Origin of the sequence: Paenibacillus sediminis (assembly GCF_017873765.1) — a bacterium.
Classification (GTDB): domain Bacteria; phylum Bacillota; class Bacilli; order Paenibacillales; family Paenibacillaceae; genus Paenibacillus_AG; species Paenibacillus_AG sediminis.
On record NZ_JAGGKP010000001.1, the window covers coordinates 1,225,717 to 1,250,772 of the forward strand.

Genomic DNA, 25,056 nt, shown 5'->3' on the forward strand with positions numbered 1-25,056 from the left:
AGATTTGTTATGGCTCTAATCGAATGTCGTTTTTATTCAGAAGTATTGGGTCTTAGCACGTCAATGACCGTTATTTTACCTGAACAAACAGCAACTCAAATAGGTATGCAGAACGTGAAGCGAAGTCATTTGAACCCTGCTCTCTATCTTCTGCATGGTCTGTCGGACGACGATTCGATTTGGATCAGACGCACGTCCATAGAACGATATGTCTCTGAGATGGGCTTAGCCGTTGTCATGCCCCAGGTTCATCTTAGTTTCTACACTGACATGGCCTATGGCAGACGTTACTGGACCTTTATTAGTGAAGAGCTGCCTCGTATTGCCCGCTCTTTCTTCCCGTTGTCTAGTGCAAGAGATGACAATTTTGTGGCCGGCTTATCCATGGGCGGATATGGTGCCTTCAAGCTGGCACTTTCTAACCCAGACCAATTCGCCGCTGCGGCTAGCTTATCTGGAGCACTCAATATGGCGAACCCTGTTTTCCGAGGTCCAGAATGGCAGAACACTTCATTAAACTATACCCATGTGTTTGGAGAAGAAAGCATTGAGGGAACTCCAAATGATTTGTTCTGGTTGCTGAAGCAATGTGAACAATCTGAGGGGCCTAAGCCTAAGTTGTACCAATGTTGCGGAACAGAAGATTTTTTATATGAGGATAATCAATTATTTCGGCAAGCGGCCGAGCAAACAAATTTCTCTTATACATACGAAGAAGGTCCGGGCTCACATGAATGGGGGTATTGGGATGCGAAAATTCAAGACGTATTAAAATGGCTTCCACTCCGTAACGAGTAATAAAATAACGATAAAGGAAGTGTTTTATGAATCAGCATATTTCATTTTTGCTGCCAGCGGTTTTAATTTTATGGGGGTTATATCGCCGTGTTAGAAGAAACGTAGGACTTCAGCTTATTGTGAAGAGAAGGCTCTATATGAGGATCATCATATTTTCACTTCTTGCACTTCTTGCATTATCCTACTCCGTTCGTCAGCATAGCTTCATCATTTATGATGTGTTGGGGGTCGTCTTGGGAGGCATTTTGTTAACTGTATCGATTCGAACAACAACATATGAAGAGCATGACAATAGATGGCATTATAGGCCCAATACGACAATCGGGATGATCATTATTGCACTATTCATTTACAGAATTGGTTATCGATTATACTTCATGTATCAAATGATGACATCGATGGAAAATAACAATTACGGGTCTTTGAATGACTTTTCCAAAGATCCTCTGACCATTGCAGTGCTTTGTATACTTGTAACCTATTACATCGGGTTTAATATTCATCTTATACGCAAGGCAAATACATTAATGGTTACACAGCCTAATCAATAAATCGGAATTAAAAAGAGTCGCTTTCTACAAGTGGCTCTTTTCTATACTTATTCTAGCCCTTTGAAGAAATCTTCAACTTCAGCATTAGAGCCTTGCCTAAGCTCAGATCATGAACCACCCCTAGGATGCGACAGTCGTCACATTGAAACCTCCCATCACGACACATTCACCCCCATATAAGTAATCTCAATAACAGCACGCTAGCTCTATGAAACTACTTTACATTCTCCCACTTCGTCCACATTTCACGCGGATTGAGCTCGTATACGCCGTCCTCGCGGTACATAAATTGGTGCATAATGAATTCCCGCCGTATTGTGGCGAAATCTTCATGGTACTGTTTAATGAACTCGTTAATTTCCTTCTCACTGTAAGAACGGCCGGGTTCAAGCTGCTCAGCCATATGCTGCAGGGCAATAAGCTTTTTCTTATATTGAGCAGGAATTTGCTTCAGTCTGCCATCTTTGGCGAAAAAATTGCGCACTACAGATTCCTTAAGTGACTCATTCACCTGATGATCCATCCTCTCTTCACCTCCCTTGTGCAAAATAAAATTGATCGTCGCCTGAGCTGACTTCTCAATAAAATACGGGTTAATGGAGAAATATACCGTATTCTTATCTCTCCGTTCTTTGATGAGTGCGGCTTCCCTTAATTTGGCGGCATGGTGTGTTACTGTCGGTTGAGAAATGTTCAATTTCTCAGCCAATGCTTGACCGTGAAGTTCGCCTTCAGCCAGTAAAAAAAGCATCCGCAGTCTAGTGGGATCAGCTAATGCTTTATGATAAGCAACCATTTTCTCGAGCTGCATCGTATGGAACACTCCTTCAGTATTTATATAATTTGTAAAATCATGAAATTAGCTATTCATCTAATTTGATACTAATCTAATTATAAAAGCGTGTCAAGCGCAAATGCGTGTGTTCACACTGGTATTTGCACCTCATTTACGATAAGATGAGATTACTTGACTTTTTACATACGCATAATTGAAGGAGGATTTAAATAATATGGAAGACGTTATTATTATCGGCGCTGGACCGTGCGGAATTTCGGCTGCAATTGAATGCCAGAAACAAGGTTTATCTGCACTTATTATAGAAAAACACTTTGTCGTTCATTCGATTTATTTATACCCAACACATATGCAGTTCTTTAGTACAGCAGAGATGCTTGAGATCGGAAATATTCCTTTCGCAACACCTAATGACAAACCATTTCGTCACGAAGCTCTTACCTACTATCGGAGAGTCATTGATCACTATAAATTAAGAATTCAGTCCTACGAGGAAGCAACCACGATTGAACGTCAACAGGACGGTACGTTTGAAGTGCATACAACGAAAAGCACTGGAACAAATCATGTGTATAAAGCGAAGAACGTCATTATCTCCACGGGTTACTTCGATCACCCTAATCTTCTTGGGATTCCTGGGGAAGATATGGACAAAGTGACGCACTACTTCAGAGAAGCCCATCCATACAGCGGTATGAAGGTAGCAATTATCGGGGGCAGCAATTCCGCTGTCGACGCCGCTATGGAACTGCTGCGTGTGGGTGCTAAGATCGACGTTATTTATCGCGGCGAAGATCTCTCCGGTAATATTAAACCTTGGGTGAAGCCGTTATTTGAGAGTATGGTTAATAAAGGACGAATCACACTGCACCTTTCTTCCCAAGTGACAAGTATTGAGCAGGACGTTATTCATTATCGTGATCGTGATGGGAATATTCAGACATTAGAAAATGATTTTGTACTTGCTTTAACGGGATTTAGACCTGATCGCAAGCTGCTTACTACGGCAGGTGTAGAGCTCGATGACAATCAGGATAAACCGCATTATAATCCAGAGACGATGGAGTCAAACGTCCCAGGATTGTTCGTTGCGGGTGTTATTGCTTCCGGCAGCAATGCCAATGAAGTGTTTATCGAGACAGGACGCGATCATGGTAAGCTGATTGCACAATATATTAAAGCGAAAGGTTAATTAAGTGAAAAGGAGATTAAATGCTATGGCTCAGATCGATTATTCATCGCTCATATTACTGCTGTTTGCAGCGCTTGGTTTAATAAGCAGCAATACACCCATTACAATCGCAATGATTGTGCTGCTGTTTATTCGAATCACTCATTTGCATCAAGCATTTCCTTGGCTTGAGAAATACGGCCTTACGGTCGGAATTATCGTTCTGACCATAGGCGTCATGTCTCCGCTTGCCAGCGGCAAAATCAGCTTAGAAACGATCGGATCAACTTTTCTTCATTGGAAGTCGCTGACTGCAATTGGGGTCGGCATCCTTGTCGCTTATCTTGGGGGCCGCGGAGCTGCCTTAATGGCAACTAATCCTACAGTTGTTGCAGGTCTACTAATTGGAACCGTACTTGGTGTCGCCTTCTTAAAAGGCGTCCCTGTCGGTCCTTTAATCGCGGCGGGCCTTCTATCGCTCCTAATCGGCAAATCATAATGCACAGCATCCGAACCTAAGATTCGAGATGCTGTACATTATAACGCCTTGCGTAGCTGCCATCCATCTCCATTAATTGCTCGTGGGTACCGTGCTCGACAATCATTCTATTCTCCATCACCCAAATTTAATCGGCGTAAATTCCGACCCACGATAAGCGTTATAATAATCCATTTGGTATAAGGCTTTACAAACCGAAAATAAACATTCCAATCTTTCAAAATTCTTACCTCTTTTCTCTAAGATCGCTGATCGTCATAAGTCATTTAATATGTTATGTTATTAACATAGCCGTACCGACTTCAGGAGGATAAAAGATGTCACGACGATTTGTAATCGAGGCGGTGATGGTTGCAATCTATGGCGAGTTATTGCTTCCATCAGAACCCGTAACATATATTGTACCTTATACAAGCCTTATGGAACTATATGAATTCAGGCACAGCCCTGAGTCGCTAATGACTGAACCCGAGGATGATCGGCACGTTAAACAAATAATTGACGAACTGATCACTTACATAGAACAGCCGCTTAATCATAAAAAGATTCAGAAGGCACTGCAAATACCATGGACAAAAAGCCCGTCAATCCTGCTCAGCGAAAAAATTGAGCTTACTGTCATCAATGCACTCGATACCGCTCAATTTGGAGAGTTCATGGACCCTGTTGAGACCGAACTTGTACTAACTTCGCAGCGAGAAGGGATTCCAATATTAACAGATCAGATCGAATTTATTGAGCGAATTATATCTGCACAAATTCCGGTCGAAGTGTATGATATCAATGATTTCCAATTTGCTGTTGAGCAGTTTCCCATCATAAAAGACCCGCTGTAACAAACACAAAAAACTCCCTTCTCTTCTGAGAAAGGAGTTTTATTAACTGCCTTACGCTTCCGCTTCCTCTTCGTACACATAGTCGATATCGTCGATGGAATCTAAATATTTTACATTAAGCCGATAACCTCTTAAATACCATAGATCATGTTCTTCCATGAAAAATGTCAGACCGCCTGCCTCCGTACGAAATCCGGGATGCTTCGGTTGTTCCACGGAAATGCCGAGTGAATATCCTGGATGGATTGGGCTCGTATTACTGTAACGAGCAAAGAACCGTATTGAATCTCCTTCTCGAAGCTCTAATTCCTTCCTGTACCATTTGGCAGCTTCCTCAGATACATGTATATTCATCTCATTTCTCCCCTCTAACGATATAAACGATGGGTCATTATCTTCTTTCTATCATAGCTCAATATGCTTGTAAAATACAAATAGCCCCTTATAGAGGGGCAGTTCGTAATCATTCATTATCCAAGTGTTTAATCAGGGATTGAGCATTTCGTTTTAATAAAATGTATTTGATTTTCTAAGCGATTGATCTGCTCTTCCAGACTGTGAGACGATGCTGCTGGACTGCCAGCTTGTGCTCGCAACGTTTCCAGCTGAGCCTTCAAACGAGGAAGATCTTGACTTGCGTGAGCGCAATCATAGTCGCTCTCCAGGTTGTCAAAAGAAAAAGTTTCTGTCAATCTTGTCTGCCTCCTTAGATCTCATCATAACCTTGTTGTTCCGTCATATTATAAGACATTGCGGCAAAACTATACGCAGGCCGAACGCAGATTAAATGCTAAACACAAAAAATAAAAATTGACAAATGTTTGAAACGGGTGATACAATCGTCAGCATACGAGATTGAATTTGAATTAATTTCCAAAGAAAGGGTGAATCCGGTGTCCAACATCATAATGAACTATCAACCTCAGATTGCGCTTAGCCAATCAACAATCGAATACCGAAGTAACCCTGCTGGTGATACCTTCTTAAGTTGAAGGCTTCTAATGAGGCCTGCTCACGAAACGTCATACATTTAACTAGCTGCGGTTACTTGTCTTTCAAGTAACGTACGCTATGAACCTGAGTTATCCAAGGCATATCGTTTACGGACGATATGCCTTTTTTGTGACTTCTTAAGACCCTTTAAGGTAACACAAGCAGTTGCTTAACGACGAAAGGAAGGGATTTTCTTGTTTTCAGTACTTAAAAATTTAAAATGGTTTTTTAAACAAGAGAGGCTGCGGTACACCATTGGCGTACTGTTCCTCATTATCGCGGGTATCGCGGAGCTGCTTCCACCCCGCATTCTAGGAATCGCAATTGATGATATTGCGAGCGGATCTATTACATGGAGAGCGCTGACAACGTACATACTTGCTACGGCCGGTATGTTTTTATTCATTTATTTCATCACCTATGTATGGATGTATCAGTTGTTTGGAGGTTCGAACTTACTCGAACGTATTTTACGAAATCGCTATATGGCGCATTTACTGCGGATGACACCTCCATTCTTTGAAAGAAATCGTACAGGTGACCTGATGGCAAGAGCGACTAATGACCTGCGCGCCATCGCTGTAACCGCCGGATTCGGGATGTTGACCTTAACAGACTCAACGATTTTCTTCAGTGTCGTTCTCGTTGCAATGGGTACACTAATAAGTTGGAAATTGACCCTTGCTGCTATTCTCCCGCTGCCGATCATCGCTGTTGCGATGAGCATTTACGGCAAAGCTATCCACGAACGCTATACGGTAGCGCAAGATGCTTTTGGAGATATGAATGATCAAGTGTTAGAGTCGGTCGCAGGTGTGCGAGTTATTCGCGCATATGTGCAAGAGAAAAATGACCAGAAGCGCTTTCAGCATATCACTGATGACGTGTACCGTAAAAACCTCGCCGTTGCTAAATTGGATGCCCTTTTTGAACCTACGATCAATTTAAGTGTAGGCCTCAGTTATGTCATTGCACTTGGTTACGGGATGTATCTTGTATTTCATAATGAGTTGACCCTAGGGGATCTCGTATCGTTTAACATGTACCTAGGGATGATGATTTGGCCGATGTTCGCAATCGGTGAATTAATTAATGTCATGCAGCGCGGCGGCGCTTCACTTGATCGTGTCAATGAAACGCTGTCTGTTGCTCCTGATGTCCAAGATGCTAAGGATCCAATCGATGTGAAGGAGCTTGAAGCGATCGAAATGAAAGATGTTACTTTCAGATATCCAACTTCTGCAGTTAACAATCTAGAGGATATCAATTTGCGGATTAACCGCGGCGAGACATTAGGGGTTGTCGGCCGGACAGGAAGCGGCAAATCTACCTTGCTAAAACAACTTCTGCACGAATATCCTACGGGTACGGGAGATATTCTCATTTCGGGTGTACCCATCGAACTTATTCGTGTTGACCAACTGCACAGCTGGATCGGTTATGTTCCGCAAGAACAAATTCTGTTCTCGAAAACGGTGCGTGAAAATATTCAATTCGGTAAGGCAAACGCAAGTGATGCGGAAGTTCTTGAAGCGATTCGTACGGCTTCTTTCGATCGTGATTTAGAGACATTATCCGATGGACTGGATACGCTGGTCGGTGAGAAAGGGATAGCTCTCTCCGGCGGACAAAAACAACGTGTATCCTTATCCAGAGCTTTTATTTCAGAACCAGACATATTAATTTTAGATGATGCGCTTTCAGCAGTAGATGCTAGAACAGAAGCGCGAATCATCGAGAATATTCGTGAGAAGCGCGCCGGAAAGACTACGCTAATCGCTACTCACCGTTTGTCCGCTGTAGAGCATGCAAACTGGATCGTAGTTCTAGAGCAAGGCAAAATTATCGAGCAAGGAACCCATCAGCAATTGATAGCTCAAGACGGTTGGTACCGTGAACAATACGAGCGGCAGCAGGTGGAATCCAATCTCTCTATAGAGGAGGTTTCCTAATGAGTACTATGAGTACAAAAAGCACAAAAGTTAATCGAAGGTTATTCCAATACGCATTAACCGCAAAGAAAACATTTATCTCCGCACTTATATTATTAGCCATTGGCGTTGGAGCAAATTTGGCCGGACCATTCATTGCAAAGACGATGATCGATGATCATTTGCTTGGCATTGAGAAACCGTATTATGAGACAACTTCTACTCATAACGCGGCACAATATGAAGGGAAATGGTACAAACGAGGCGAACGTTTCGAAGCTGGTGAAACAAAAGGACATGAAGTACGAATACTGGAAGTAGGCCGACAATTTGTCTTCGTTAACGAGCCAGTCACTTCTACCGAAGGTGAGAAATCACTGAGTGACGGGAAGTTGACCATCTCGTATGGTGAAACCAGCAAGACTTATGCAGCTGAGCGGCTATCTGCTAAAGAACTATTAGCTTTTTATAAATTAGAAATGCCGGGCATTATCAAATTGATTGGATGGTACTTCTTATTTTTATTTATTTCGATTGTAGCGGAGTTCGGAAAAACATACTGGCTGCAATCATCAGCGAACAAAGTCATTCAGAAACTGCGGATGGATTTATACGCTCAAATTCAGCGATTGCCTGTACATTTCTTTGATAACTTACCTGCTGGTAAAGTCGTCTCCCGTGTTACGAACGATACAGAAGCTGTTAAAGATTTGTTCGTCGTCGTGTTATCTAATTTCTTCTCAGGATTTATTAATATGATAGGCGTATATGTAGCCTTATTCTTACTTGATGTTCGGCTTGGACTTGTCTGCTTATTCATCGTTCCGGTTATCATTGGATGGATTGCGCTCTACCGCAAATTTGCAACCAAATATAATACCGTTATTCGCTCACGTCTGAGTGAAATTAACGCAATCATCAATGAATCCATCCAAGGAATGTCGATTATCCGTGTATTTCGCCGCCAGAAACAGACGAGCGATGAGTTTGAAGCCCTGAACAAAGATTATATGACTTATCAGAACAAGATGCTCAACTTGAATGCGTTAACTTCCCATAATCTTGTTAATGTTCTTCGCAACTTCTCGTTCACAGTTGTACTTTGGTTTTTCGGATCTGCTGCCTTAAATGGAGTAGGTATCGTATCTATGGGGGTGCTGTACGCATTCGTCGATGTGCTGAACCGTCTATTTCATCCGATTATAGGGATGGTCAATCAGCTGGCAACGATGGATTCTTCACTCGTATCTGCTGGCAGAGTATTTCAACTCATGGATGAACCTGGTGAAGATGTGACAGAGGGTTCGATGCCGCGCTACAAAGGAAACGTCACATTCAAAGATGTATCTTTTGCTTATAAAAAAGATTACGTCCTAAATAACATTTCCTTCGAAGCTAAACAAGGACAGACGGTAGCTTTAGTTGGTCACACGGGCTCAGGGAAAAGCTCGATCATCAATCTGCTGTTCCGGTTCTACGATCCGCAGAAAGGAACGATTACCATTGATGGTCAAGACGTGAAGGAAATTCCGAAGCAGTGGCTGCGTCAGCATATGGGCATTGTACTTCAGGATCCTTACTTATTTACGGGAACGATTGCCTCGAATGTCAGTCTTGGCGATGAAAGAATCAGCAGAGAGACCGCCCTAAAAGCACTTCGAGATGTAGGCGCTGAACGTATATTAGCTCATTTGCCGCAAGGATTCGATGAGCCTGTCGTGGAGAAAGGCAGCACGTTGTCTGCTGGTCAACGCCAGCTCATCTCATTTGCCAGAGCGCTAGCTTTTGACCCTGCCATTCTTATATTAGATGAAGCCACATCTAATATTGATACAGAGACCGAAGCGATCATTCAATCCGCGCTTGAAGTGCTTAAGAAAGGCCGCACAACATTTATCATTGCTCACCGCCTCTCCACCATCCGCAGTGCAGATCAAATTCTCGTACTTCACCGCGGACACATTGTTGAGCAGGGTACTCATGATGAACTAATGGAATTGAAAGGCCGTTATTATCAAATGTATCAATTACAGCAAGGTTCCACGGAATCGAATACTTCTTCTGAACAAGTTGCTGTTAGTCAATTAAATACGGTACCTAACGCAGTAGTGTAGAGGTACAGAAAGGCGCCCCTCTCTTTAAGTGAAGGGCGCCTTTTTCAGATAGTCTATTTCGTAATTCCGTTTGTACCTTTGTTGAATGGCCGGATTTCAATAACTTTATATTGATTAGAGATGAATGTTTCTACCTTTGCTTTTGTAATGACCTGTACGTAGATTTGTCCTGGCTCTGGAGAAGTCAGCTCGTAATAAATGATCGCTTTATTATCGCCCGTATATTCGACTTTTGCAATCGAAATGCCATATCCAGGATTCGGTTGCTCACTCCGGATAAGAACTACTTTGTTTAAGGAATCACTAGCTTTTTCAACCGTATAGGTTACTTCTTCTTTCGAATCTTGAACTGGTTTGTCTTGATGTGAATTTACAAATTCAATCGCATTGTAGATGATCGTTGCTGCCTCCATCCGTGTAATATTTTGCTGTGGATGGAACTGATTCTTCTCATCGAGTTGTGCGATTTTTAAAGTTAACAGCGCTTGTATACTGCCCATATTATCTGAATTTATATCCGACTCATCAGCAATCGGAACATAAATTCTTATCATAGGAAATTTGGTTGTCGCTGATAGCGCTTTATACACAATGCGTGCGAATTCTTCCTTTGTGATTGCCTTTAAGGGATCGATATCAGCAGGGACAGGAACACCGTTCTGAGCTGCGATACGCAATGATTCTGCATACCAAGCATTTTCAGGTACCTTTTTCCACTTTATATCGGAAGAGCTGGTACTTTTCACCGTTTGAAGTTTAAACGCCTTTACTGCAAGCTGATATGCTTGAGCTGTAGTTACAACATCATTTGGCGCAAATTTATCATCACTTACACCTTGAATGATTCCTTGACTTTGCAGTGATTCTACGATTTTTTGTTGCTGCTGACCGGTTACGTCTGAGAAGGCAGACACCGATGAGGCGAACATCATTGAACAAATCACAACAAAGGCAGCCATGGAACGAGTTTTCTTTTTCTCCATGTATCTTCACCTCCATCCTTCTTGACGACAAAAAAATATAATATGTTTCAAGTTGTCAAAATATAGTTCTTAAGACCTATATTGATATGTATGATAGGGTTAACGAGATGAATCATTGCTATGCTTTAACAGATCGTTCAAGTGAGTTCAATTTTGGCATAAAGCTCTTTTGTATATATGTGCAGCTTAGTCTCCAAAGCCTGAGCTTGATCCTTGAACTCAATCAATTCTTGGATCATACGCATTCTGCCCTCTGCCGTAAACGTCTCTTGAATCCGCTCTTTAAAATAATCGTGGACAATATAATTGCGCTGCTTCCATATCGCTCTAAGCTGCGCCGTCTCCTCCGCTGAAAACTCAAAATTATGCTGAATCTCTTGAACCAATTGTCCAAGTGAGCTGCTCAGTTTACGCTGGTACAGCTCGGAGAAATCTTCTTCCGATGGAACTTTACCATCAGCCAATTTCATAAGCATAATAAGGTTGGCAAGCTGCTGCTCCAGCGCCTGCGAATAATATACGGCAAGCCCGAAGTACATAAATAATTCTCTAGATTGTTCCGTATCGATAATGATTTCGTGTGACATACTTGCACCCTGTTTTCCATTCTATTTAATATATATGTTACTGGAAGATTGGAAATTGAGCAATGGATTTATATTGAGATGGCTCCTACTTCATTCAGATACGGCTTGGCGTCTGCAACCCTAACATGTGCAGCATGCGTGAGAGGCAGCTAGCCGTAAGTGATGTGAGGCGAATTCTCGCTAGCCTAACTTCAGGTGCAGGATGAATAATTTTCTCCTTATTGTAAAATTGGTTAAAAGACTTGGCAACATCAAGCAAATACCGTGCAACGATGGAAGGTTCATTACGATCAATTCCCCGCTTCAGCACGTCTGGATACTGGGTCAACAGCTTCAAAAGTTCAAATCCCGCCATGCCCACAAGCTCATCCCCTGACGTTTCGTGATCTTCTAACTGCTGTTTGGATTCTATCTCAGAGCTCATAACTTTTTCCAATACAGCTTGTGTCCGGGCGTAGGTGTACTGAACATAAGGACCGGTTTCCCCTTCAAAATTAAGCGCATCTGCAATCGAAAAATCCACTTCATTCATTCGGTTATTTTTCAGGTCCCCGAAAACAAGCCATCTTGGAACATACTTTGTCTGATTTACAAATAGATTTACATATGGTCCTGATACAGAGACTTTCCAGCCTTCTGCCTCGATTCGCTCACTTAATTCAGCCGCGATTTGCACCGGAGATTTGCTGAATACTTGTGCCAAAGTAAAACATGGAAACGCCACATCACCCAATTCCGGTCTTGGAGGAATTTCAAGCAGGCGAACGATTTCTTCCTCTGGTAAATGTAAATAGGGTAACAGAGCCTGAGCAGCCATCTTGATCAACATCTTTTTGTCCTCCTTATTGGTCATTGTATAGATGCAAAAAAGCCCCCGTCTCTATTAAAGAGACGAGAGCTTATGAGTCCCGCGGTACCACTCTTAGTGACTAGCATACATGAACACATGTTCTGCCAGCCCTCTTGGAAACGGATAACGGTGTTCACCGGACATTCCTACTCACATGAACCATGCTTCAGAAAGTCATTTCCTGGGTGCGGTTCGAAAGAAAGGTCATACCGGCTTCCACCATCCCGGCTCGCTTGTATGAGAGCAGTTCTTTCTACTGTCCCGATCTACAATATTTTCCATATATTTCATATTATTATATGAAGGATTCATGTGAAATGCAAGCGGAATTTTTAACGTTCCGTTTTGTAATCATCGCTGTCCATCCATTTGATCCATCCAATCATTTCTAGCTGCCTCGTAAACATGACGAGGCGAGGAAGAAGCGGATCAGCGAGCTCACCATATTTATTTGTCAACTCATCCGCAATTTGATCTACGCTGTATGTTCCGTCACATCTCTTAAGCACTTCACTTCCGAGCAAATCAACTTGCACTGTAATGGTGTCAGGCTGATTAAGAAAACGGACGGATTGACGCTCAATCCAGCTTAATCTAGGAACGAGAACTATTCCCATTCCATCAATATCATATTGAACGGTTAGATGTTCTTTCAATATCGGAACCATCTGAAGCAGGTTTTGGTTAACATTTGATTTGCGTTTGAGTACAGGCCATATCCACATTCCCATAACCGTCTCAGCTCCTTTACCTATTCAGCTTTCTGATGTCATCACTCTTCGCTCGCATCGACCCCCAAGCTAAGAGCAGTGTAACGATAATGAAAATGAGAAACGGGAGTGCATTTCCAGTAAAGAGTATACGTTCAGGCAAGCGCACATTCAGCCAAATTAATATGGCAATAATGACACCAAGCAGCGACTCTCCTGCAATCAGACCTGAGGCTAGCAGTGTGCCTGTCTCCACCCGGGCTTTTAACAAAGATTCGTTATTACGAGTGACCGCTTCAACAAACCAGCGGACAATCCCGCCAACCATAATCGGAGTGCTGACATGGACTGGCAAGTAAATACCAACCGCAACGGTTAAAGAGTTAAGTCCTAGAAACTCAAAAACAATCGCTGAGCATGCTCCAATAAAAATCAGTTCCCACGGCAAGCTCTCAGACATAATTCCTTCAACGATTAGTTTCATCAGCACCGCTTTAGGGGCGGGCAATTGCTGAGAACCAAGACCATATGTCTGGTGAAGGACGGATAAAATAAATCCAATGGACAACCCTGAGACAAGTACACCAATCATCATCGCCACTTGCTGCTTCCAAGGCGTTCCTCCGACTAAATATCCCGTCTTCAAATCTTGAGAAATATCTCCGGCAACTGCCAGTGCAACACACACAATAGCACCCACTGTCAGTGCAGCAACCATGCCCATCGATCCTGTTAATCCTGTAAGTTTAAAGATAAAAGTAACAATAAGCAGTGTAGCGATTGTCATTCCTGATACGGGAGATGAAGAGCTTCCCACAAGTCCGACAATCCGTGAGGCAACGGTTACGAACAGAAATCCGAAAATCGCGATCGCGATTGCGCCAATGATGCCGACTTCCGTAATAGGCGCAAACGCTATAATGACAATGAGCAGAGCAATCATAAGAAATACCCAAATCGCTGGAATGTCTCGATGCGTGCGATCCAAGGCGACTTTCGGGCCTCTATTTCCTTGTAAGCTCCTTAAAGTCGCAGCTAGTGAACTGTACAACATCGGTAAAGTCTTCACTAAGGTGATGATTCCGCCAGCTGCAACCGCTCCTGCACCGATATACCTTATATAACTCTCCCATACCCCCCAAGCATCGAGCTTCGGAATAGGTGTTGTTGAAGGAAACACGGCAGCTGTATTTCCAGCTCCAAAAAAGCTGATTGCAGGAATAAGGACCAACCAGGCGAATAGGCCCCCTGCAAGCATTTGCCCCGATATTCGCAGACCGATGATGTACCCTACACCTAATAATGCGGGATATGTATCCATGCCGATTAGCGCATTTCTGAAATGAAGAACTTTAGTTTCAATTTCTGTCTTAAACCACATGGCTCCATCGCCCAGCGCTTTTACTAAACCGCCTACGATGAACCCATATACAACCATTTCTGCACTTTTACCGCCTGTTTCACCGGAAATGAGCACTTCCGCACACGCAGTGCCTTCAGGATAAGGTAAATTTTCATGCTCGTTCACGATTAAGAGGCGGCGCAGCGGCACCATCATCGCAACTCCGAGAAATCCGCCTACAAGCACGATAAAACTCACTTTCGCCAAGCTTGGGATGAGGTTCCACATGTACAGAGCAGGCAATGTAAAAATAGCACCAGCAGCGATCGCTTCCCCAGCTGTCGTCATCGTCTGCACGATGTTATTTTCCAAAATTGATTTTCTCTTAAACAGCCCTCGCAAAATGGCAAGCGAAATAACCGCAGCTGGAATCGATGCGCTGACCGTCAAACCAATTTTCAAACCTAAATATGCATTGGCTGCCGCAAAAACAATCGCAAGAATTATACCTAACACAATCGCCGTTACTGTCAGCTCGGGCAATGATTGCGAGGCGGGTATATACGGCACAAAAGAAGAAGATTTTGTCTTTTCGTTATGCTCCATAATATCTCTCCTTTTAAGCGGTTAGAAACAAACATATGATGCCCGTAACAAACTATTTTAAAACAAAAAAAAGCCTAATTCCTCCTTCTGCTTCCGGAAAAATTAGACTCTTTACGCTTTATTTAAGTTCTAGTTAAGTTCTAGTGCTTTCAACCGATCTATAAGTACTGTCTTATCAAAATGCTCCCCGATGAATACTGCGACATCCTGTACTTGGCCTTGCGGATCGATTTTTATAAAATCAAGCTCTCGGTAAGCGTATTGAAATAAGAAACGACTCGACGTATCTGTGAAAGAGAGAATTCCTTTACCGCGATACACTTCACGAGGTAGCTCCGCTATAAATGCTTCGAACGCAGTGCTGTCAATAGGTCCAGTAAAATAATGAGTGTACACCATCACATGATCGTGAGATACGTGGTGATGTACATGGTCATGGTCTGTATGATGATGATCATGTTCGTAGTGTTCGTGGTGCTCATGATGATGAAGATCAGGATGTTCTTGCTCCTGTGAAACTGCAACCGTATGCTGTGTGCGGTCATTCGTTAGGAGCAGCCCGAGATCCACATCACATTGGACTGCAGGTTGCAGCAGCGCAAAAGGATTCCAACGGGAAATCGTCTGCTTAAGCTCATCAATTTGCTCAGAACTCACTCTATCCGTTTTGTTCAAAATAAGAACGTCCGCACATCTGATCTGTTCCTGCATAAGGCGGTATGTTTTCCCCTTCTGTTCCTTATACAAATCAAACAAATGGGCTGCGTCAACGACCGTAATGACCGATTTCAGCTCAAGCATCATGTACAAGGAAGTCTCTGTGACTGCATCCAATATTTCCATTGGATTTGCAATACCTGTTGATTCTACGACGATGACATCAGGGGATTCAGATTGAATTAGGTTAGCAATTTCAAGTCCCAAATCCCCGCGAATCGAACAGCAAATGCAGCCGCCAAGCATTTCTGACATTGGCACTTGCTCTTCCACAAGCAGACCGTCTAAGTTGACGTCTCCAATCTCGTTCATAATGACCGCAGGCTTTAGATTTAAATGTTGAAAGTTTTGAATAAGCCGTTTAAGCAACGTTGTTTTCCCGCTTCCTAAAAAGCCGGATAAAATATATATAGGAACTGCCTTATTTTGTTGTTCATTCATTGTGGTCTCTCCCGCTCTTATATGTATAACTACGAAAGCGAGTTTACTATAACCGCGCTATCCATGCAACCCTTCAGCAAGATGAGTTAGTTATGCTAATATAGTAATGATTAAGCGATTGGATCAGCTAAAATAAAAGGGAGAGTATGCATGATGAGATCTGTTGATGAGCATAAAAGTGTAGCACCTTCTTCAGCCTCTTGTATGGTTATAACCGTATCCGATACACGAACGAAGGAAAATGACACGAGTGGACATTTAATGATTTCTTTACTGGAAGAACGAGGACATCAGGTCGTTCATTATGAAATTATTCGTGATGATTATGACGAGATACAGCGTCTCATTAAGAACGCAGCTGCAAACAGCCATGTAGATACGGTTCTTCTCACGGGCGGAACAGGAATTTCTCCGCGTGATACAACATGGGAAGCTGTAAAGAATCTCCTTCATAAAGAATTGCCTGGGTTCGGAGAACTGTTTCGCTATTTGAGCTTTGCTGAAGATATTGGACCCGCAGCAATGTTAAGCCGCGCAATTGCAGGAATACATAACAACATCGCCGTGTTCTCTATGCCAGGCTCGAAAGGGGCTGTAAAGCTGGCTATGGAGCGATTAATTATTCCGGAGCTGACACATGTTCTGCGTGAACTTCGTAAATCAACTTAAATATAAGCTAATCCAGTCTGCGAACCAATTCTGAGAACACATCTTTCACAGCGATCGTGTTAGCACCTCGCCTGCTCCCAATAGAGCTGTAGACGAGCGCATTTTTGTCATATGAGTAAATAATGATTTTCGATGTAGACGTCGTAATGACGTTCTGTTTGCCGTATAATTCTTTTATTCTCTTCATACGCTGCTTCGGACTCTTATAAATGTGCAGTGTAACAAATTCCTGAGGGTTCCCGTTTAAAAAATACATGTAGCTTATTTCTCCGCCTCTTCCCTCGGCATACATTTCATTCGTGAGCTCTATATTCCGCTCTGCAAACAGCCTCTTCATCTCCTGTAATATATGTCCATTGAGACCTTTCCCCTGAGTCTGTGCTCTTAAGTTCCCCTCACGGTTCGCCTTCATATTATACTTGTCCGCTTCCGTCTTAACCATCTGAGCGCAGCCGACAACGCTAATGACAATGCTGATCAGTATAAATAATTTAATTCCGTGTCTCATGCATAAGTCCCGCCTTTCCAAGTTTCAGAAAGTATTTCTCCTTATATTGCCATAAGACTCTTGATTCTATACGAAAACAAGCAAAAACCTCCCGTCCGCAGCTTTAGCTGCAGCCAAGGAGGCATGCCTTATTCCTTCCATGTGTTGTCGAATTGTCCGAACTACACTCGACTATTATCAATTTCTGCGCTTTCCCGAGAAATAATTTACTCTATTATTCCTCTTCTTTCAAATGATCAGCGATTAGTTTCTGCTTCAATTCCCACACCGTCTGGCTCATATTTACGCGGTATATTTCTGGATTTAGCTTGCGCAAATATTGCGGCCAGAACATACTAAGCTGCTGTTTGTGATATTCCCGTATCGACTCCAGCGTAGGCAATTCGTATACCTGTTCACCGTTCACAAAGATGGGCACGAGCATAGGAACTGCGTCATAATTCTGAACATATTTCTGAAGATATGGATGAAGTGGATTAAACAATCTTAGTCTTCCTCCGCGGCGCGGTTCTTCCTCATTTGGGAAGCACATGTAATCGGCGACTGCTTTACCGCTTTGACGATCCACGATTCGGAAGACATCCTTTTTGCCTGGTGTCGTTACCTTTTCTGGATTGCCTGATATTTTAATCGTAGGCTCCATCTTCCCGTTCATTTCACGTTCTACCAGTTTATATACGCCGCCCAATGATGGCTGGTCCGAAGCTGTAATAAGCTGTGTGCCTACTCCCCATGAATCAATCTTTGCACCCTGTGCTTTTAAGTTGAAAATCGTATTTTCATCCAAGTCATTCGACGCCGTAATTTTCACATAATGGAGACCCGCTTCATCCAGCATCTTCCGTGCTTCAATAGACAGGTAAGCCAAGTCGCCGCTATCTAGACGAATACCGCCCATTCTTTTCCCTTGCGCTTCAAGATGCTTGGCCGTCTGAATGGCATGCGGAACTCCGCTTTTGAGCGTGTCGAACGTATCTACGAGCAAAGTTACTTGATCTGGCAACGCCTTAGCATACACTTCAAACGCTTCTTTCTCGGAGCCAAAAATTTGTACCCATGAATGCGCATGTGTTCCTTTGGTTGGGATACCGAATTTCTCGCCCGCGAGCATATTGGAGGTCGCATCAAAGCCGGCAATGTAAGCAGCGCGTGCTCCCCAAATAGCCGCATCCGCTTCTTGGGCTCTCCGCGTACCGAATTCCATGAGCACATCATTCCACGCAACCTGCTTAATTCTGGACGCTTTTGTCGCAATCAGCGTCTGATAATTCATAAAGTTAAGCAGTGCTGTCTCCACTAATTGCGTTTCAAAAATAGTGCCCTCTACTCGAATGAGCGGTTCATTCGGAAATACAAGTGAACCTTCCGGCATCGCGTGAATCGTTCCTCTGAACTTAAACTGCTTGAGCAGTTCCAAGAATGCCGGTGCATAGTCTTCTTCCTGTTTCGCTAAATAAGCAATATCCGCTTCTGTAAATCGCAAGCCCCGAACATACTCCACAATTCGTTCCAGTCCCGCAAACACAGCATATCCGTTGCCGAACGGCAGTTTACGAAAATACGTTTCAAAGACTGCTTTCCGCTCATGCGAACCATTAATCCAATGAGCGTACATCATATTGATTTGATACTTATCGGTATGCAATGCAAGAGTTGAACTCTCCATGCATCATCACCCTCTCTGCCTGACTAACTAAAGTCCTTTTTCTTCATTGTTAACTATGAATTACTTTAGCTCCGAGACTGCCTGTAAAATGCGTTAACGCCCAAGTGTGCCCGTCACTATTAAAACTTGCTACAGCGTCCTCATATACCGTAATGTTAAATCCTTTATTATAAGCATCAACCGCAGTATGTAAGACGCATATATCGGTACATACTCCGACTAAATGCACCTCTGTAATGCCGCGTTCACGTAATTTAAGCTCCAAGTCCGTTCCGGCAAATGAACTGTAACGCGTTTTATCCATCCAGTAGATTTTACTCTGATGTTCATTATAGACACGATCCAGCTTGCCGAATAACTTGCGACCTTCTGTGCCTCGAATATTATGGGGCGGGAAAAGCTTTGCCTCTGGATGATAAGGATCATCTGCTTCATGCAGATCGACAGCCATCACGACGAAATCACCTTGCTGCACATATTGTTCCGTGATTCTAGCAATCGTATCCTCAATATCGATTGCGGGCTGCCCTACAGGCAAACTGCCATTTACGAAATCATTCGTATAATCAATAACAATGAGAGCTTTCATTCGTTGTCCTCCCCTGCCCTATACATGAATAACTTTCAACACAAATCTATGTGTATATAGAAAGCTTAGGTACAATATCGGTAAAGCGGTATAACTGCGCTGGACGTTGAGAGTATTGATTGGAGCTAAGTTTCTTCCCGTTCTCATCTCTAACCTCTTCAAGTATCCCCTTGCGGCTGCGTGTCGACGTTATTTTACGAATAAAATTTGGTTCTTCAAAATCAGGAACAACGGTCTTGATAACTTGGTACAACTCACCTAATGTAAAATGCTCTGGCAAAAACTGCTTTGCAATCGTCGTCTGAAGCATTTGCAGCTGAATACGGCGGTAAGCATCTTCTATAATGTCACGGTGATCAAATGCAAGCTCAAGCTCATTCAAGGCTTCATGAATCGTAAACAGTCCTACTGCTTCCGCATCGTCTGCCGCACGCCTTTTCTCCAGAACCGATTCTGCCACCAGCGCAAAAAATGCATGTGAAATAATCCATCCTCTTGGATCTCGTCCCGGCTTACTGTACACGCCTAAATATTCTAAGTGTCCGCCATCTACCCCTGTTTCTTCTTTCAGCTCTCTGCGTGCTGCGCCGTGCATCGATTCATTTTCGCCTGCAAAGCCGCCAGGCAGTGCCCACAGACCGGCACATGGCCACTTTCTTCTGCGAATGAGCATTACTTTGAGCTCATAGATGGGTAGCATTTTAGTCATCATTTTCCGCTCACGCTTCGTAATTGTAAACATGACAATATCTGCTGGTGCTCCATCCGGCGTACGATATTTATTAACATCATAAGATTGCTTTTGTAGCTCTTCCTCTTGGTTCATATCTATCACCGTATATTAATTTGATAATTTTACAACACGAAATGTTCCGGTTGCCACACTGCCAAGAACGCCGTCTGCATCTCTAACTTCAGCTTGAAGCGTTATGGTCCGGTTCGTTTCGTGAATAACTCTTGCTGTCGCTGTTAATTCCCCTTGCTCCATCGGTGCCAAGAAATGAACATTTAAATTGGTAGTGACTGCAGGCATTCCATCACGAACCTTAATCGCAAGCATCCCCATCGCTTGATCCATTAGCGAGCTCAACACTCCGCCGTGCACTATCCCCATACTATTCCAATGCGTGCGATTTGTTGTTAGACCAATCGTTACATTCTTCTCATCACTTGAAATGAGTCTGCACCCAAGCAATCCCCAGAACCGCTCTTCACCTTCAACAACAATTTCTCTAATTACGTCCAAGCCTAGCTTCCTCCCCCTGCAGCTCTAGCTGTGGTCTAATGTTGCCCAACTTAAAACTATTATATAATGGTTCGTCTACAAGAAAAGCCCCATCTCGGAGCTAATCTTAAAAAAGAAGAGCTCCGATCGGAGCCCTCTCGAAGATGTTTGTTACAACTAGACGTGAACAGCCATAGATGGCAATAGGTTAGTCACAGCTGCTTGGAGCTGCTTCCGTACCCGCTTCAACGTTTACTTTTTCAGAAACCGTATCACGAATCACGGAAATGACTAATTGAAGCAAATAATTGATGTCGACTTGACTTTGTTGGAATTCTGTTACAAGCGGGATACTGTCCAGCTCATCCTGAAGCTCTTCAATTTCACGCTCGATTTTAGCGACCATTTCTTTATTTTGGAACGTTTCGAAAGCGACAATTTCCTTTTGTTTCTTTTTAATCATATTGATCAGCTTTTGAATGCGTTCATGGTTGCGAATTTTTGCTTCTGCCTGCTTAAATTGAATCACTTCATCGCTTGTGCCAATAAGATCAGCCAGCTCTTTAGCCTTAGCCATAATATCTTCACGGATAATTAAATCTTTGGTATTAAATTTCGGAATATCTGCACCTGCATGATGATTATGATCGTGTTGTTCCACGGTCGTTCTCCCCCATCTCTAATATATAAAATATGATCTTGCTTAAATCTCATCTTTATATTAACAGATTCATACAGTGACAGGTTCAGGTACAATTTCCCCTTTAATATACCAAGTCATTGGATCAGTAATCTTCACATGTACGAACTTGCCAATCAAATCTTTAGATCCTTCAAAATGCACTAATTTATTCGTGCGTGTACGTCCGGCAAGCACGTTCGTGTTGTTTTTACTTTCACCTTCTACAAGCACTTCTACGATTTGACCTTTCAGTTTATCGTTGCTTGTACGGCTATATTCATTAATTGTATTGTTCAAGCGTTGCAGACGTTCCTTCTTCACTTCCATCGGAACATTATCTTCCATAACGGCAGCTGGTGTTCCTTCACGCGGCGAATAGATAAATGTAAACGCCGAATCAAATCCGACTTCGCGTACTAAGGAAAGCGTCTCTTCAAATTGCTCATCCGTTTCACCAGGGAAACCAACGATAATGTCCGTTGTTAGCACAACATTCGGAATCGCTGCTTTAATTTTTCTAACCAGCTCTAAATATTGCTCACGCGTATATTTGCGGCTCATTTTTTTCAGAACAGCCGTGCTGCCTGATTGAACCGGCAAGTGGATGTGCTCAACAAGGTTGCCGCCCTTAGCAAGCACTTCAATAAGATGATCATCGAAGTCGCGCGGATGGGATGTCGTGAAACGAACACGCGGAATGTCCACTTTCCGAATATCATCCATCAAATCAGCGAATGTATAGTTGATATCTTCAAAATCTTTGCCGTAGGCATTTACGTTCTGCCCAAGCAGCGTAATTTCTTTAAATCCTTGACGCGCCAGCTCACGCACTTCTGCAATGACGTCTTCTGGGCGACGGCTTCTTTCTTTACCGCGAGTGAACGGAACGATACAATACGTGCAAAATTTATCACAGCCGTACATAATGTTAACCCATGCACGCATTCCTTCACGTTTCTTCGGCAAGTTCTCAATAATGTCGCCTTCTTTAGACCACACTTCAACAACCATTTCTTTGCTGAATATCGCTTCCTTCACCAAATGAGGCAAGCGATGAATGTTATGTGTTCCAAAAATAATATCGACGAAACCATGTTTCTGCATGATACGGTTGACAACGACTTCCTCTTGAGACATGCAGCCGCATACCCCAATCAGTAAGCCTGGATTTTCCGTTTTGAGCGTTTTTAAATGACCAAGTTCGCCGAATACTTTATCTTCTGCATTCTCACGAATCGCACATGTGTTAAGTAAAATAATGTCGGCCTCTTTACGATCTTCCGTACTGCGATAGCCCATTTGCTCCAGAAGCCCTTTGATTGTCTCAGAATCATGTTCATTCATTTGACAGCCGTAAGTATACACAATATAGCGTTTGCCTTCACCTATTGTCTTCAGTTCGTCAGGCACAGCATTTTCATAGAGCACCTTAACGTCCTCTTTACCGCGCTGTTTCTCTTGTCTATGGTTAGGCTCCGAAATAATGTTGATTTCCCGGCCTTTAATACGAATCTTTTTGGTATGTCCATCGTCAGAAATTACTTTCGCATCCGAGAAATCAAAATATTTGGAGTAATCCTTCGTTTCCTTTGCCATGCTGTGGGTTCACTCCTTAAATCCTATATAATAACGCAATCTAGCATGTTAATTAAAAATGGGCATTACATCTAATTATAACATGAATCTAAAGCCTTATCCACCAAAGGAAACTCTCGTCTTACCTCTATTCATGGTCTTAATCTACAATTTCAGCCGTGTCGCCGTTATTCAAACCTGCGGCATTTGCTTCATCGGTATCGATATGCATGTCCAGCGCAAAAGAATCAGACACACGTGCAATCACATTTTCAAATACAAGCCCGCGCTCACCGTTCACACGAACTTTGAGCAGCTGTTTGTCTTTAATTCCCCATTTAGCTGCATCAGAAGTATGGAAATGAATATGACGTGCAGCAATGATGACACCTTCTTCAAGCTGCACTTCCCCATAAGGTCCCTTAATGGTAACTCCAGGCGTTCCTTCAATGTTGCCAGATTCACGAACAGGAGGTTTAAGACCGATAGAAAATGCATCCGTACGAGATATTTCAAGTTGTGATGCTGGCCGAGCAGGTCCTAAAATCCGCACTTTATCAAATTGACCTCTTGGTCCGATCACCGTAACCGTCTCGTTCGCAGCATACTGTCCCGGCTGTGAAAGGTCTTTTAACGGTGTTAATTGGTACCCTGGTCCGAACAAAGCCTCAATATGCTCCTCTGTCAAATGAATATGTCTCGCTGAGACGCCTACAGGTACAGTTTTACTCATTGTATTTCCACTCCTCTTTATCAGTAGCACTAAATGACGAAACTCATTATACAACTATTTGCTTAAAAAGGAAAAGACGACCGGTATATCCAGTCGTCCTCATATCACACTACTCATTTCTTCTTGCTGGCAAATTTTCATTTAAGAAATGAAGTGCATTTCCTGATAGAATTCCGAGTACTAAATCTTCTGGATAGTAACGAAGAAGCAAATCTACGAACCGTTGATACTTCCCTGCATTTTCAAGGCCAACGATCCACTTGTCAATCCCGTCAAAATCTGAACCCAACATTAGATGCTTCGCTCCGCCAAGTTCACATATATGTTCGATATGGGGCAGTAAATCCTCCATGACCACTCGCTCTGTATCTCTCACGAACCACGGCACAAAAGTCAATCCTATTCTCCCATTCATGCGGATGATTGCTTTGATCTGATCGTCCTTCAAATTACGGACATGGTTACATATTGTGTAACTATTCGAGTGTGACGCTATAAACGGCCTCTGCGACAGCTCCGTTAACTCTGCAAACCCTTGCTCAGATAAATGTGAGACGTCCAAAATGATACCCAGCTCATTACATTTGGCGACAAGCACCTTGCCCTTCTTCGTAAATCCTCCGTTCCTCGGTTCCATAACTCCATCTGCTGCCCAGTTTGCATAATTCCAGGTTAACCCTAAGAAACGAACCCCTTGCTCATAACATAATTGTAGATAAAACATATTGCCTTCAAGACCATCAGCACCTTCGATCGACAATAATCCGCCAATATGCGTAGATGCCCTTAGGTTCTCAATATCTTCACGCCACTGTATGAGCGGAATTTGATTTGCACGACTAACTTTTTGCTTAAATAGCCCCATTTGATCCAAAATAAGTTCAAAATGCGGCTCGAAATGCGGTGAGAGAAATATGGCAAAGCATTGCAGCATGACTCCGCCTTCCTCAAGCATCAGCCTGGATACATCAAGCCTCTCATCAGAGGCAAAGTTGATTTTTGGATTCATCTGCATTTTACTTAACGCATCGCAATGGAAATCTACAATCCCCCGTTTCACCTTAACCACCCTTTCTATGGCAACAAAAAGAACCTGTCTACTATGTAACGTAAACAGGTTCATATTGAACTCTAATTTATTATCTAGGCTCTACGATTAATTTAATTGCAGTTCTGTCCTCACCATCAATGACAATATCCGTAAAAGCAGGAACACAAATCAAATCAACACCGCTAGGCGCTACAAATCCCCGGGCAATCGCTACCGCTTTAATCGCTTGGTTAAGTGCACCCGCTCCGATCGCCTGTAGTTCAGCAGCACCACGTTCTCTGAGAACACCTGCTAATGCTCCGGCAACGGAGTTAGGATTGGATTTCGCTGACACTTTTAATACTTCCATGCTTAGTACCTCCCCTGGGAATGTTGGTTTGATTCCACTAATAAATGTTATTCGAGAAGAGTGGAAAAGATTCCTTCTTTTTGA

Annotated in this window: 27 protein-coding genes and 1 other annotated feature; of the genes, 8 read left to right on the forward strand and 19 right to left on the reverse strand. The window is 43.0% G+C overall.

The window, feature by feature from the left end:
- The first annotated feature begins 9 nt into the window (after nt 1-9).
- A complete protein-coding gene (locus J2Z20_RS05910; protein ID WP_209846402.1) occupies nt 10-798 on the forward strand; it encodes an alpha/beta hydrolase in 789 nt (262 codons plus the stop codon).
- A gap of 26 nt (nt 799-824) precedes the next feature.
- Nucleotides 825-1,349, forward strand: a complete 525-nt coding sequence (locus J2Z20_RS05915) for a CcdC protein domain-containing protein (protein WP_209846405.1) — start codon at nt 825-827, stop codon at nt 1,347-1,349.
- 214 nt (nt 1,350-1,563) lie between these two features.
- On the opposite strand, the gene J2Z20_RS05920 is transcribed toward J2Z20_RS05915, so the two are convergent.
- Nucleotides 1,564-2,160 carry a DUF2087 domain-containing protein gene (locus J2Z20_RS05920; RefSeq protein ID WP_209846408.1) on the reverse strand — a complete coding sequence of 199 codons (597 nt, stop codon included), beginning with the start codon at nt 2,158-2,160 and terminating at the stop codon, nt 1,564-1,566.
- A gap of 199 nt (nt 2,161-2,359) precedes the next feature.
- Here J2Z20_RS05920 and J2Z20_RS05925 point away from each other — a divergent pair, with 199 nt between their 5' ends.
- From J2Z20_RS05925 to J2Z20_RS05935, 3 genes are all read left to right on the forward strand, one after another.
- Nucleotides 2,360-3,337: a YpdA family putative bacillithiol disulfide reductase gene (locus J2Z20_RS05925; RefSeq protein WP_209846411.1), complete on the forward strand. Its 978-nt coding sequence runs from the start codon at nt 2,360-2,362 to the stop codon at nt 3,335-3,337.
- Nucleotides 3,338-3,371: 34 nt separating this feature from the next.
- A complete protein-coding gene (locus tag J2Z20_RS05930; protein WP_209847360.1) occupies nt 3,372-3,815 on the forward strand; it encodes a DUF441 domain-containing protein in 444 nt (147 codons plus the stop codon).
- Nucleotides 3,816-4,132: 317 nt separating this feature from the next.
- Nucleotides 4,133-4,651, forward strand: coding sequence for an ADP-heptose synthase (locus tag J2Z20_RS05935; RefSeq protein WP_209846414.1), 519 nt, complete (start codon nt 4,133-4,135; stop codon nt 4,649-4,651).
- Between the two features lie 51 nt (nt 4,652-4,702).
- Here J2Z20_RS05935 and J2Z20_RS05940 read toward each other — a convergent pair whose 3' ends face one another.
- Entirely contained in the window at nt 4,703-5,005 is a 303-nt protein-coding gene (locus J2Z20_RS05940) for a HesB/YadR/YfhF family protein (RefSeq protein ID WP_209846417.1), read from the reverse strand.
- Between the two features lie 128 nt (nt 5,006-5,133).
- Entirely contained in the window at nt 5,134-5,343 is a 210-nt protein-coding gene (locus tag J2Z20_RS05945; protein WP_209846420.1) for a DUF2524 domain-containing protein, read from the reverse strand.
- Between the two features lie 495 nt (nt 5,344-5,838).
- Between J2Z20_RS05945 and J2Z20_RS05950 the strand changes: the two genes are divergently transcribed.
- Together J2Z20_RS05950 and J2Z20_RS05955 are read left to right on the forward strand one after the other, a co-directional pair.
- Nucleotides 5,839-7,596 (forward strand): ABC transporter ATP-binding protein, encoded by a 1,758-nt coding sequence (locus J2Z20_RS05950; RefSeq protein ID WP_209846423.1) that lies wholly within the window; start codon nt 5,839-5,841, stop codon nt 7,594-7,596.
- The gene (locus J2Z20_RS05955) at nt 7,596-9,689 is read left to right on the forward strand and encodes an ABC transporter ATP-binding protein (RefSeq protein ID WP_280921729.1); all 2,094 of its coding nucleotides are present in this window, start codon (nt 7,596-7,598) and stop codon (nt 9,687-9,689) included. The genes J2Z20_RS05950 and J2Z20_RS05955 overlap by 1 nt, the downstream gene beginning before the upstream one ends.
- Before the next feature lie 53 nt (nt 9,690-9,742).
- Here the strand turns inward: J2Z20_RS05955 and J2Z20_RS05960 are convergent, their stop codons facing one another.
- The 6 genes from J2Z20_RS05960 to J2Z20_RS05985 all read right to left on the reverse strand — a co-directional run bounded on the left by J2Z20_RS05960 (nt 9,743) and on the right by J2Z20_RS05985 (nt 15,925).
- Nucleotides 9,743-10,672 carry an S-layer homology domain-containing protein gene (locus J2Z20_RS05960; RefSeq protein WP_209846426.1) on the reverse strand — a complete coding sequence of 310 codons (930 nt, stop codon included), beginning with the start codon at nt 10,670-10,672 and terminating at the stop codon, nt 9,743-9,745.
- Nucleotides 10,673-10,809: 137 nt separating this feature from the next.
- On the reverse strand, nt 10,810-11,259 hold the full coding sequence (locus tag J2Z20_RS05965) for a hypothetical protein (protein ID WP_209846429.1): 450 nt from the start codon (nt 11,257-11,259) through the stop codon (nt 10,810-10,812).
- A gap of 94 nt (nt 11,260-11,353) precedes the next feature.
- Nucleotides 11,354-12,088, reverse strand: coding sequence for a DALR anticodon-binding domain-containing protein (locus tag J2Z20_RS05970; RefSeq protein ID WP_209846432.1), 735 nt, complete (start codon nt 12,086-12,088; stop codon nt 11,354-11,356).
- Nucleotides 12,089-12,143: 55 nt separating this feature from the next.
- Nucleotides 12,144-12,387 (reverse strand) — a binding site (T-box leader).
- Nucleotides 12,388-12,441: 54 nt separating this feature from the next.
- Nucleotides 12,442-12,840, reverse strand: coding sequence for a PqqD family protein (locus tag J2Z20_RS05975; RefSeq protein WP_245251880.1), 399 nt, complete (start codon nt 12,838-12,840; stop codon nt 12,442-12,444).
- Between the two features lie 16 nt (nt 12,841-12,856).
- The gene (locus J2Z20_RS05980) at nt 12,857-14,767 is read right to left on the reverse strand and encodes an OPT family oligopeptide transporter (RefSeq protein ID WP_209846435.1); all 1,911 of its coding nucleotides are present in this window, start codon (nt 14,765-14,767) and stop codon (nt 12,857-12,859) included.
- Between the two features lie 129 nt (nt 14,768-14,896).
- Nucleotides 14,897-15,925, reverse strand: coding sequence for a CobW family GTP-binding protein (locus tag J2Z20_RS05985; protein ID WP_209846438.1), 1,029 nt, complete (start codon nt 15,923-15,925; stop codon nt 14,897-14,899).
- A gap of 153 nt (nt 15,926-16,078) precedes the next feature.
- Here J2Z20_RS05985 and J2Z20_RS05990 point away from each other — a divergent pair, with 153 nt between their 5' ends.
- On the forward strand, nt 16,079-16,594 hold the full coding sequence (locus J2Z20_RS05990) for a MogA/MoaB family molybdenum cofactor biosynthesis protein (RefSeq protein WP_209847368.1): 516 nt from the start codon (nt 16,079-16,081) through the stop codon (nt 16,592-16,594).
- A 7-nt stretch (nt 16,595-16,601) separates the two neighbouring features.
- Here J2Z20_RS05990 and J2Z20_RS05995 read toward each other — a convergent pair whose 3' ends face one another.
- From J2Z20_RS05995 to J2Z20_RS06040, 10 genes are all read right to left on the reverse strand, one after another.
- Nucleotides 16,602-17,102, reverse strand: a complete 501-nt coding sequence (locus J2Z20_RS05995) for a hypothetical protein (protein WP_209846441.1) — start codon at nt 17,100-17,102, stop codon at nt 16,602-16,604.
- Between the two features lie 214 nt (nt 17,103-17,316).
- A complete protein-coding gene (locus J2Z20_RS06000; protein WP_209846443.1) occupies nt 17,317-18,768 on the reverse strand; it encodes a nicotinate phosphoribosyltransferase in 1,452 nt (483 codons plus the stop codon).
- Between the two features lie 49 nt (nt 18,769-18,817).
- Nucleotides 18,818-19,357 carry a cysteine hydrolase family protein gene (locus J2Z20_RS06005; protein ID WP_209846446.1) on the reverse strand — a complete coding sequence of 180 codons (540 nt, stop codon included), beginning with the start codon at nt 19,355-19,357 and terminating at the stop codon, nt 18,818-18,820.
- A 46-nt stretch (nt 19,358-19,403) separates the two neighbouring features.
- Nucleotides 19,404-20,183 carry an NUDIX hydrolase gene (locus J2Z20_RS06010; RefSeq protein ID WP_209846449.1) on the reverse strand — a complete coding sequence of 260 codons (780 nt, stop codon included), beginning with the start codon at nt 20,181-20,183 and terminating at the stop codon, nt 19,404-19,406.
- 15 nt (nt 20,184-20,198) lie between these two features.
- Nucleotides 20,199-20,603: a PaaI family thioesterase gene (locus J2Z20_RS06015; protein ID WP_209846451.1), complete on the reverse strand. Its 405-nt coding sequence runs from the start codon at nt 20,601-20,603 to the stop codon at nt 20,199-20,201.
- Between the two features lie 187 nt (nt 20,604-20,790).
- A complete protein-coding gene (locus J2Z20_RS06020) occupies nt 20,791-21,243 on the reverse strand; it encodes a YlbF/YmcA family competence regulator (protein ID WP_415639998.1) in 453 nt (150 codons plus the stop codon).
- 69 nt (nt 21,244-21,312) lie between these two features.
- Nucleotides 21,313-22,860, reverse strand: a complete 1,548-nt coding sequence (miaB, locus tag J2Z20_RS06025; RefSeq protein WP_209846453.1) for a tRNA (N6-isopentenyl adenosine(37)-C2)-methylthiotransferase MiaB — start codon at nt 22,858-22,860, stop codon at nt 21,313-21,315.
- Nucleotides 22,861-22,999: 139 nt separating this feature from the next.
- Entirely contained in the window at nt 23,000-23,572 is a 573-nt protein-coding gene (pduL, locus tag J2Z20_RS06030; RefSeq protein ID WP_209846456.1) for a phosphate propanoyltransferase, read from the reverse strand.
- Nucleotides 23,573-23,681: 109 nt separating this feature from the next.
- Nucleotides 23,682-24,632, reverse strand: coding sequence for a dipeptidase (locus J2Z20_RS06035; RefSeq protein WP_342454267.1), 951 nt, complete (start codon nt 24,630-24,632; stop codon nt 23,682-23,684).
- Between the two features lie 79 nt (nt 24,633-24,711).
- Nucleotides 24,712-24,972, reverse strand: coding sequence for a stage V sporulation protein S (locus J2Z20_RS06040; RefSeq protein ID WP_005550495.1), 261 nt, complete (start codon nt 24,970-24,972; stop codon nt 24,712-24,714).
- Between the last annotated feature and the right edge of the window lie 84 nt (nt 24,973-25,056).

Excerpts from the sequence above, each read along its gene's own strand:
- J2Z20_RS05910 (WP_209846402.1), top strand. The coding sequence starts at position 10 with ATGGCTCTAATCGAATGTCGTTTTTATTCAGAAGTATTGGGTCTTAGC.
- J2Z20_RS05915 (WP_209846405.1), top strand. The coding sequence starts at position 825 with ATGAATCAGCATATTTCATTTTTGCTGCCAGCGGTTTTAATTTTATGG.
- J2Z20_RS05920 (WP_209846408.1), bottom strand. The coding sequence starts at position 2,160 with ATGCAGCTCGAGAAAATGGTTGCTTATCATAAAGCATTAGCTGATCCC.
- J2Z20_RS05925 (WP_209846411.1), top strand. The coding sequence starts at position 2,360 with ATGGAAGACGTTATTATTATCGGCGCTGGACCGTGCGGAATTTCGGCT.
- J2Z20_RS05935 (WP_209846414.1), top strand. The coding sequence starts at position 4,133 with ATGTCACGACGATTTGTAATCGAGGCGGTGATGGTTGCAATCTATGGC.
- J2Z20_RS05940 (WP_209846417.1), bottom strand. The coding sequence starts at position 5,005 with ATGAATATACATGTATCTGAGGAAGCTGCCAAATGGTACAGGAAGGAA.
- J2Z20_RS05955 (WP_280921729.1), top strand. The coding sequence starts at position 7,596 with ATGAGTACTATGAGTACAAAAAGCACAAAAGTTAATCGAAGGTTATTC.
- J2Z20_RS05960 (WP_209846426.1), bottom strand. The coding sequence starts at position 10,672 with ATGGAGAAAAAGAAAACTCGTTCCATGGCTGCCTTTGTTGTGATTTGT.
- J2Z20_RS05965 (WP_209846429.1), bottom strand. The coding sequence starts at position 11,259 with ATGTCACACGAAATCATTATCGATACGGAACAATCTAGAGAATTATTT.
- J2Z20_RS05970 (WP_209846432.1), bottom strand. The coding sequence starts at position 12,088 with ATGTTGATCAAGATGGCTGCTCAGGCTCTGTTACCCTATTTACATTTA.
- J2Z20_RS05975 (WP_245251880.1), bottom strand. The coding sequence starts at position 12,840 with ATGGGAATGTGGATATGGCCTGTACTCAAACGCAAATCAAATGTTAAC.
- J2Z20_RS05980 (WP_209846435.1), bottom strand. The coding sequence starts at position 14,767 with ATGGAGCATAACGAAAAGACAAAATCTTCTTCTTTTGTGCCGTATATA.
- J2Z20_RS05985 (WP_209846438.1), bottom strand. The coding sequence starts at position 15,925 with ATGAATGAACAACAAAATAAGGCAGTTCCTATATATATTTTATCCGGC.
- J2Z20_RS05990 (WP_209847368.1), top strand. The coding sequence starts at position 16,079 with ATGAGATCTGTTGATGAGCATAAAAGTGTAGCACCTTCTTCAGCCTCT.
- J2Z20_RS05995 (WP_209846441.1), bottom strand. The coding sequence starts at position 17,102 with ATGAGACACGGAATTAAATTATTTATACTGATCAGCATTGTCATTAGC.
- J2Z20_RS06000 (WP_209846443.1), bottom strand. The coding sequence starts at position 18,768 with ATGGAGAGTTCAACTCTTGCATTGCATACCGATAAGTATCAAATCAAT.
- J2Z20_RS06005 (WP_209846446.1), bottom strand. The coding sequence starts at position 19,357 with ATGAAAGCTCTCATTGTTATTGATTATACGAATGATTTCGTAAATGGC.
- J2Z20_RS06010 (WP_209846449.1), bottom strand. The coding sequence starts at position 20,183 with ATGAACCAAGAGGAAGAGCTACAAAAGCAATCTTATGATGTTAATAAA.
- miaB (WP_209846453.1), bottom strand. The coding sequence starts at position 22,860 with ATGGCAAAGGAAACGAAGGATTACTCCAAATATTTTGATTTCTCGGAT.
- pduL (WP_209846456.1), bottom strand. The coding sequence starts at position 23,572 with ATGAGTAAAACTGTACCTGTAGGCGTCTCAGCGAGACATATTCATTTG.
- J2Z20_RS06040 (WP_005550495.1), bottom strand. The coding sequence starts at position 24,972 with ATGGAAGTATTAAAAGTGTCAGCGAAATCCAATCCTAACTCCGTTGCC.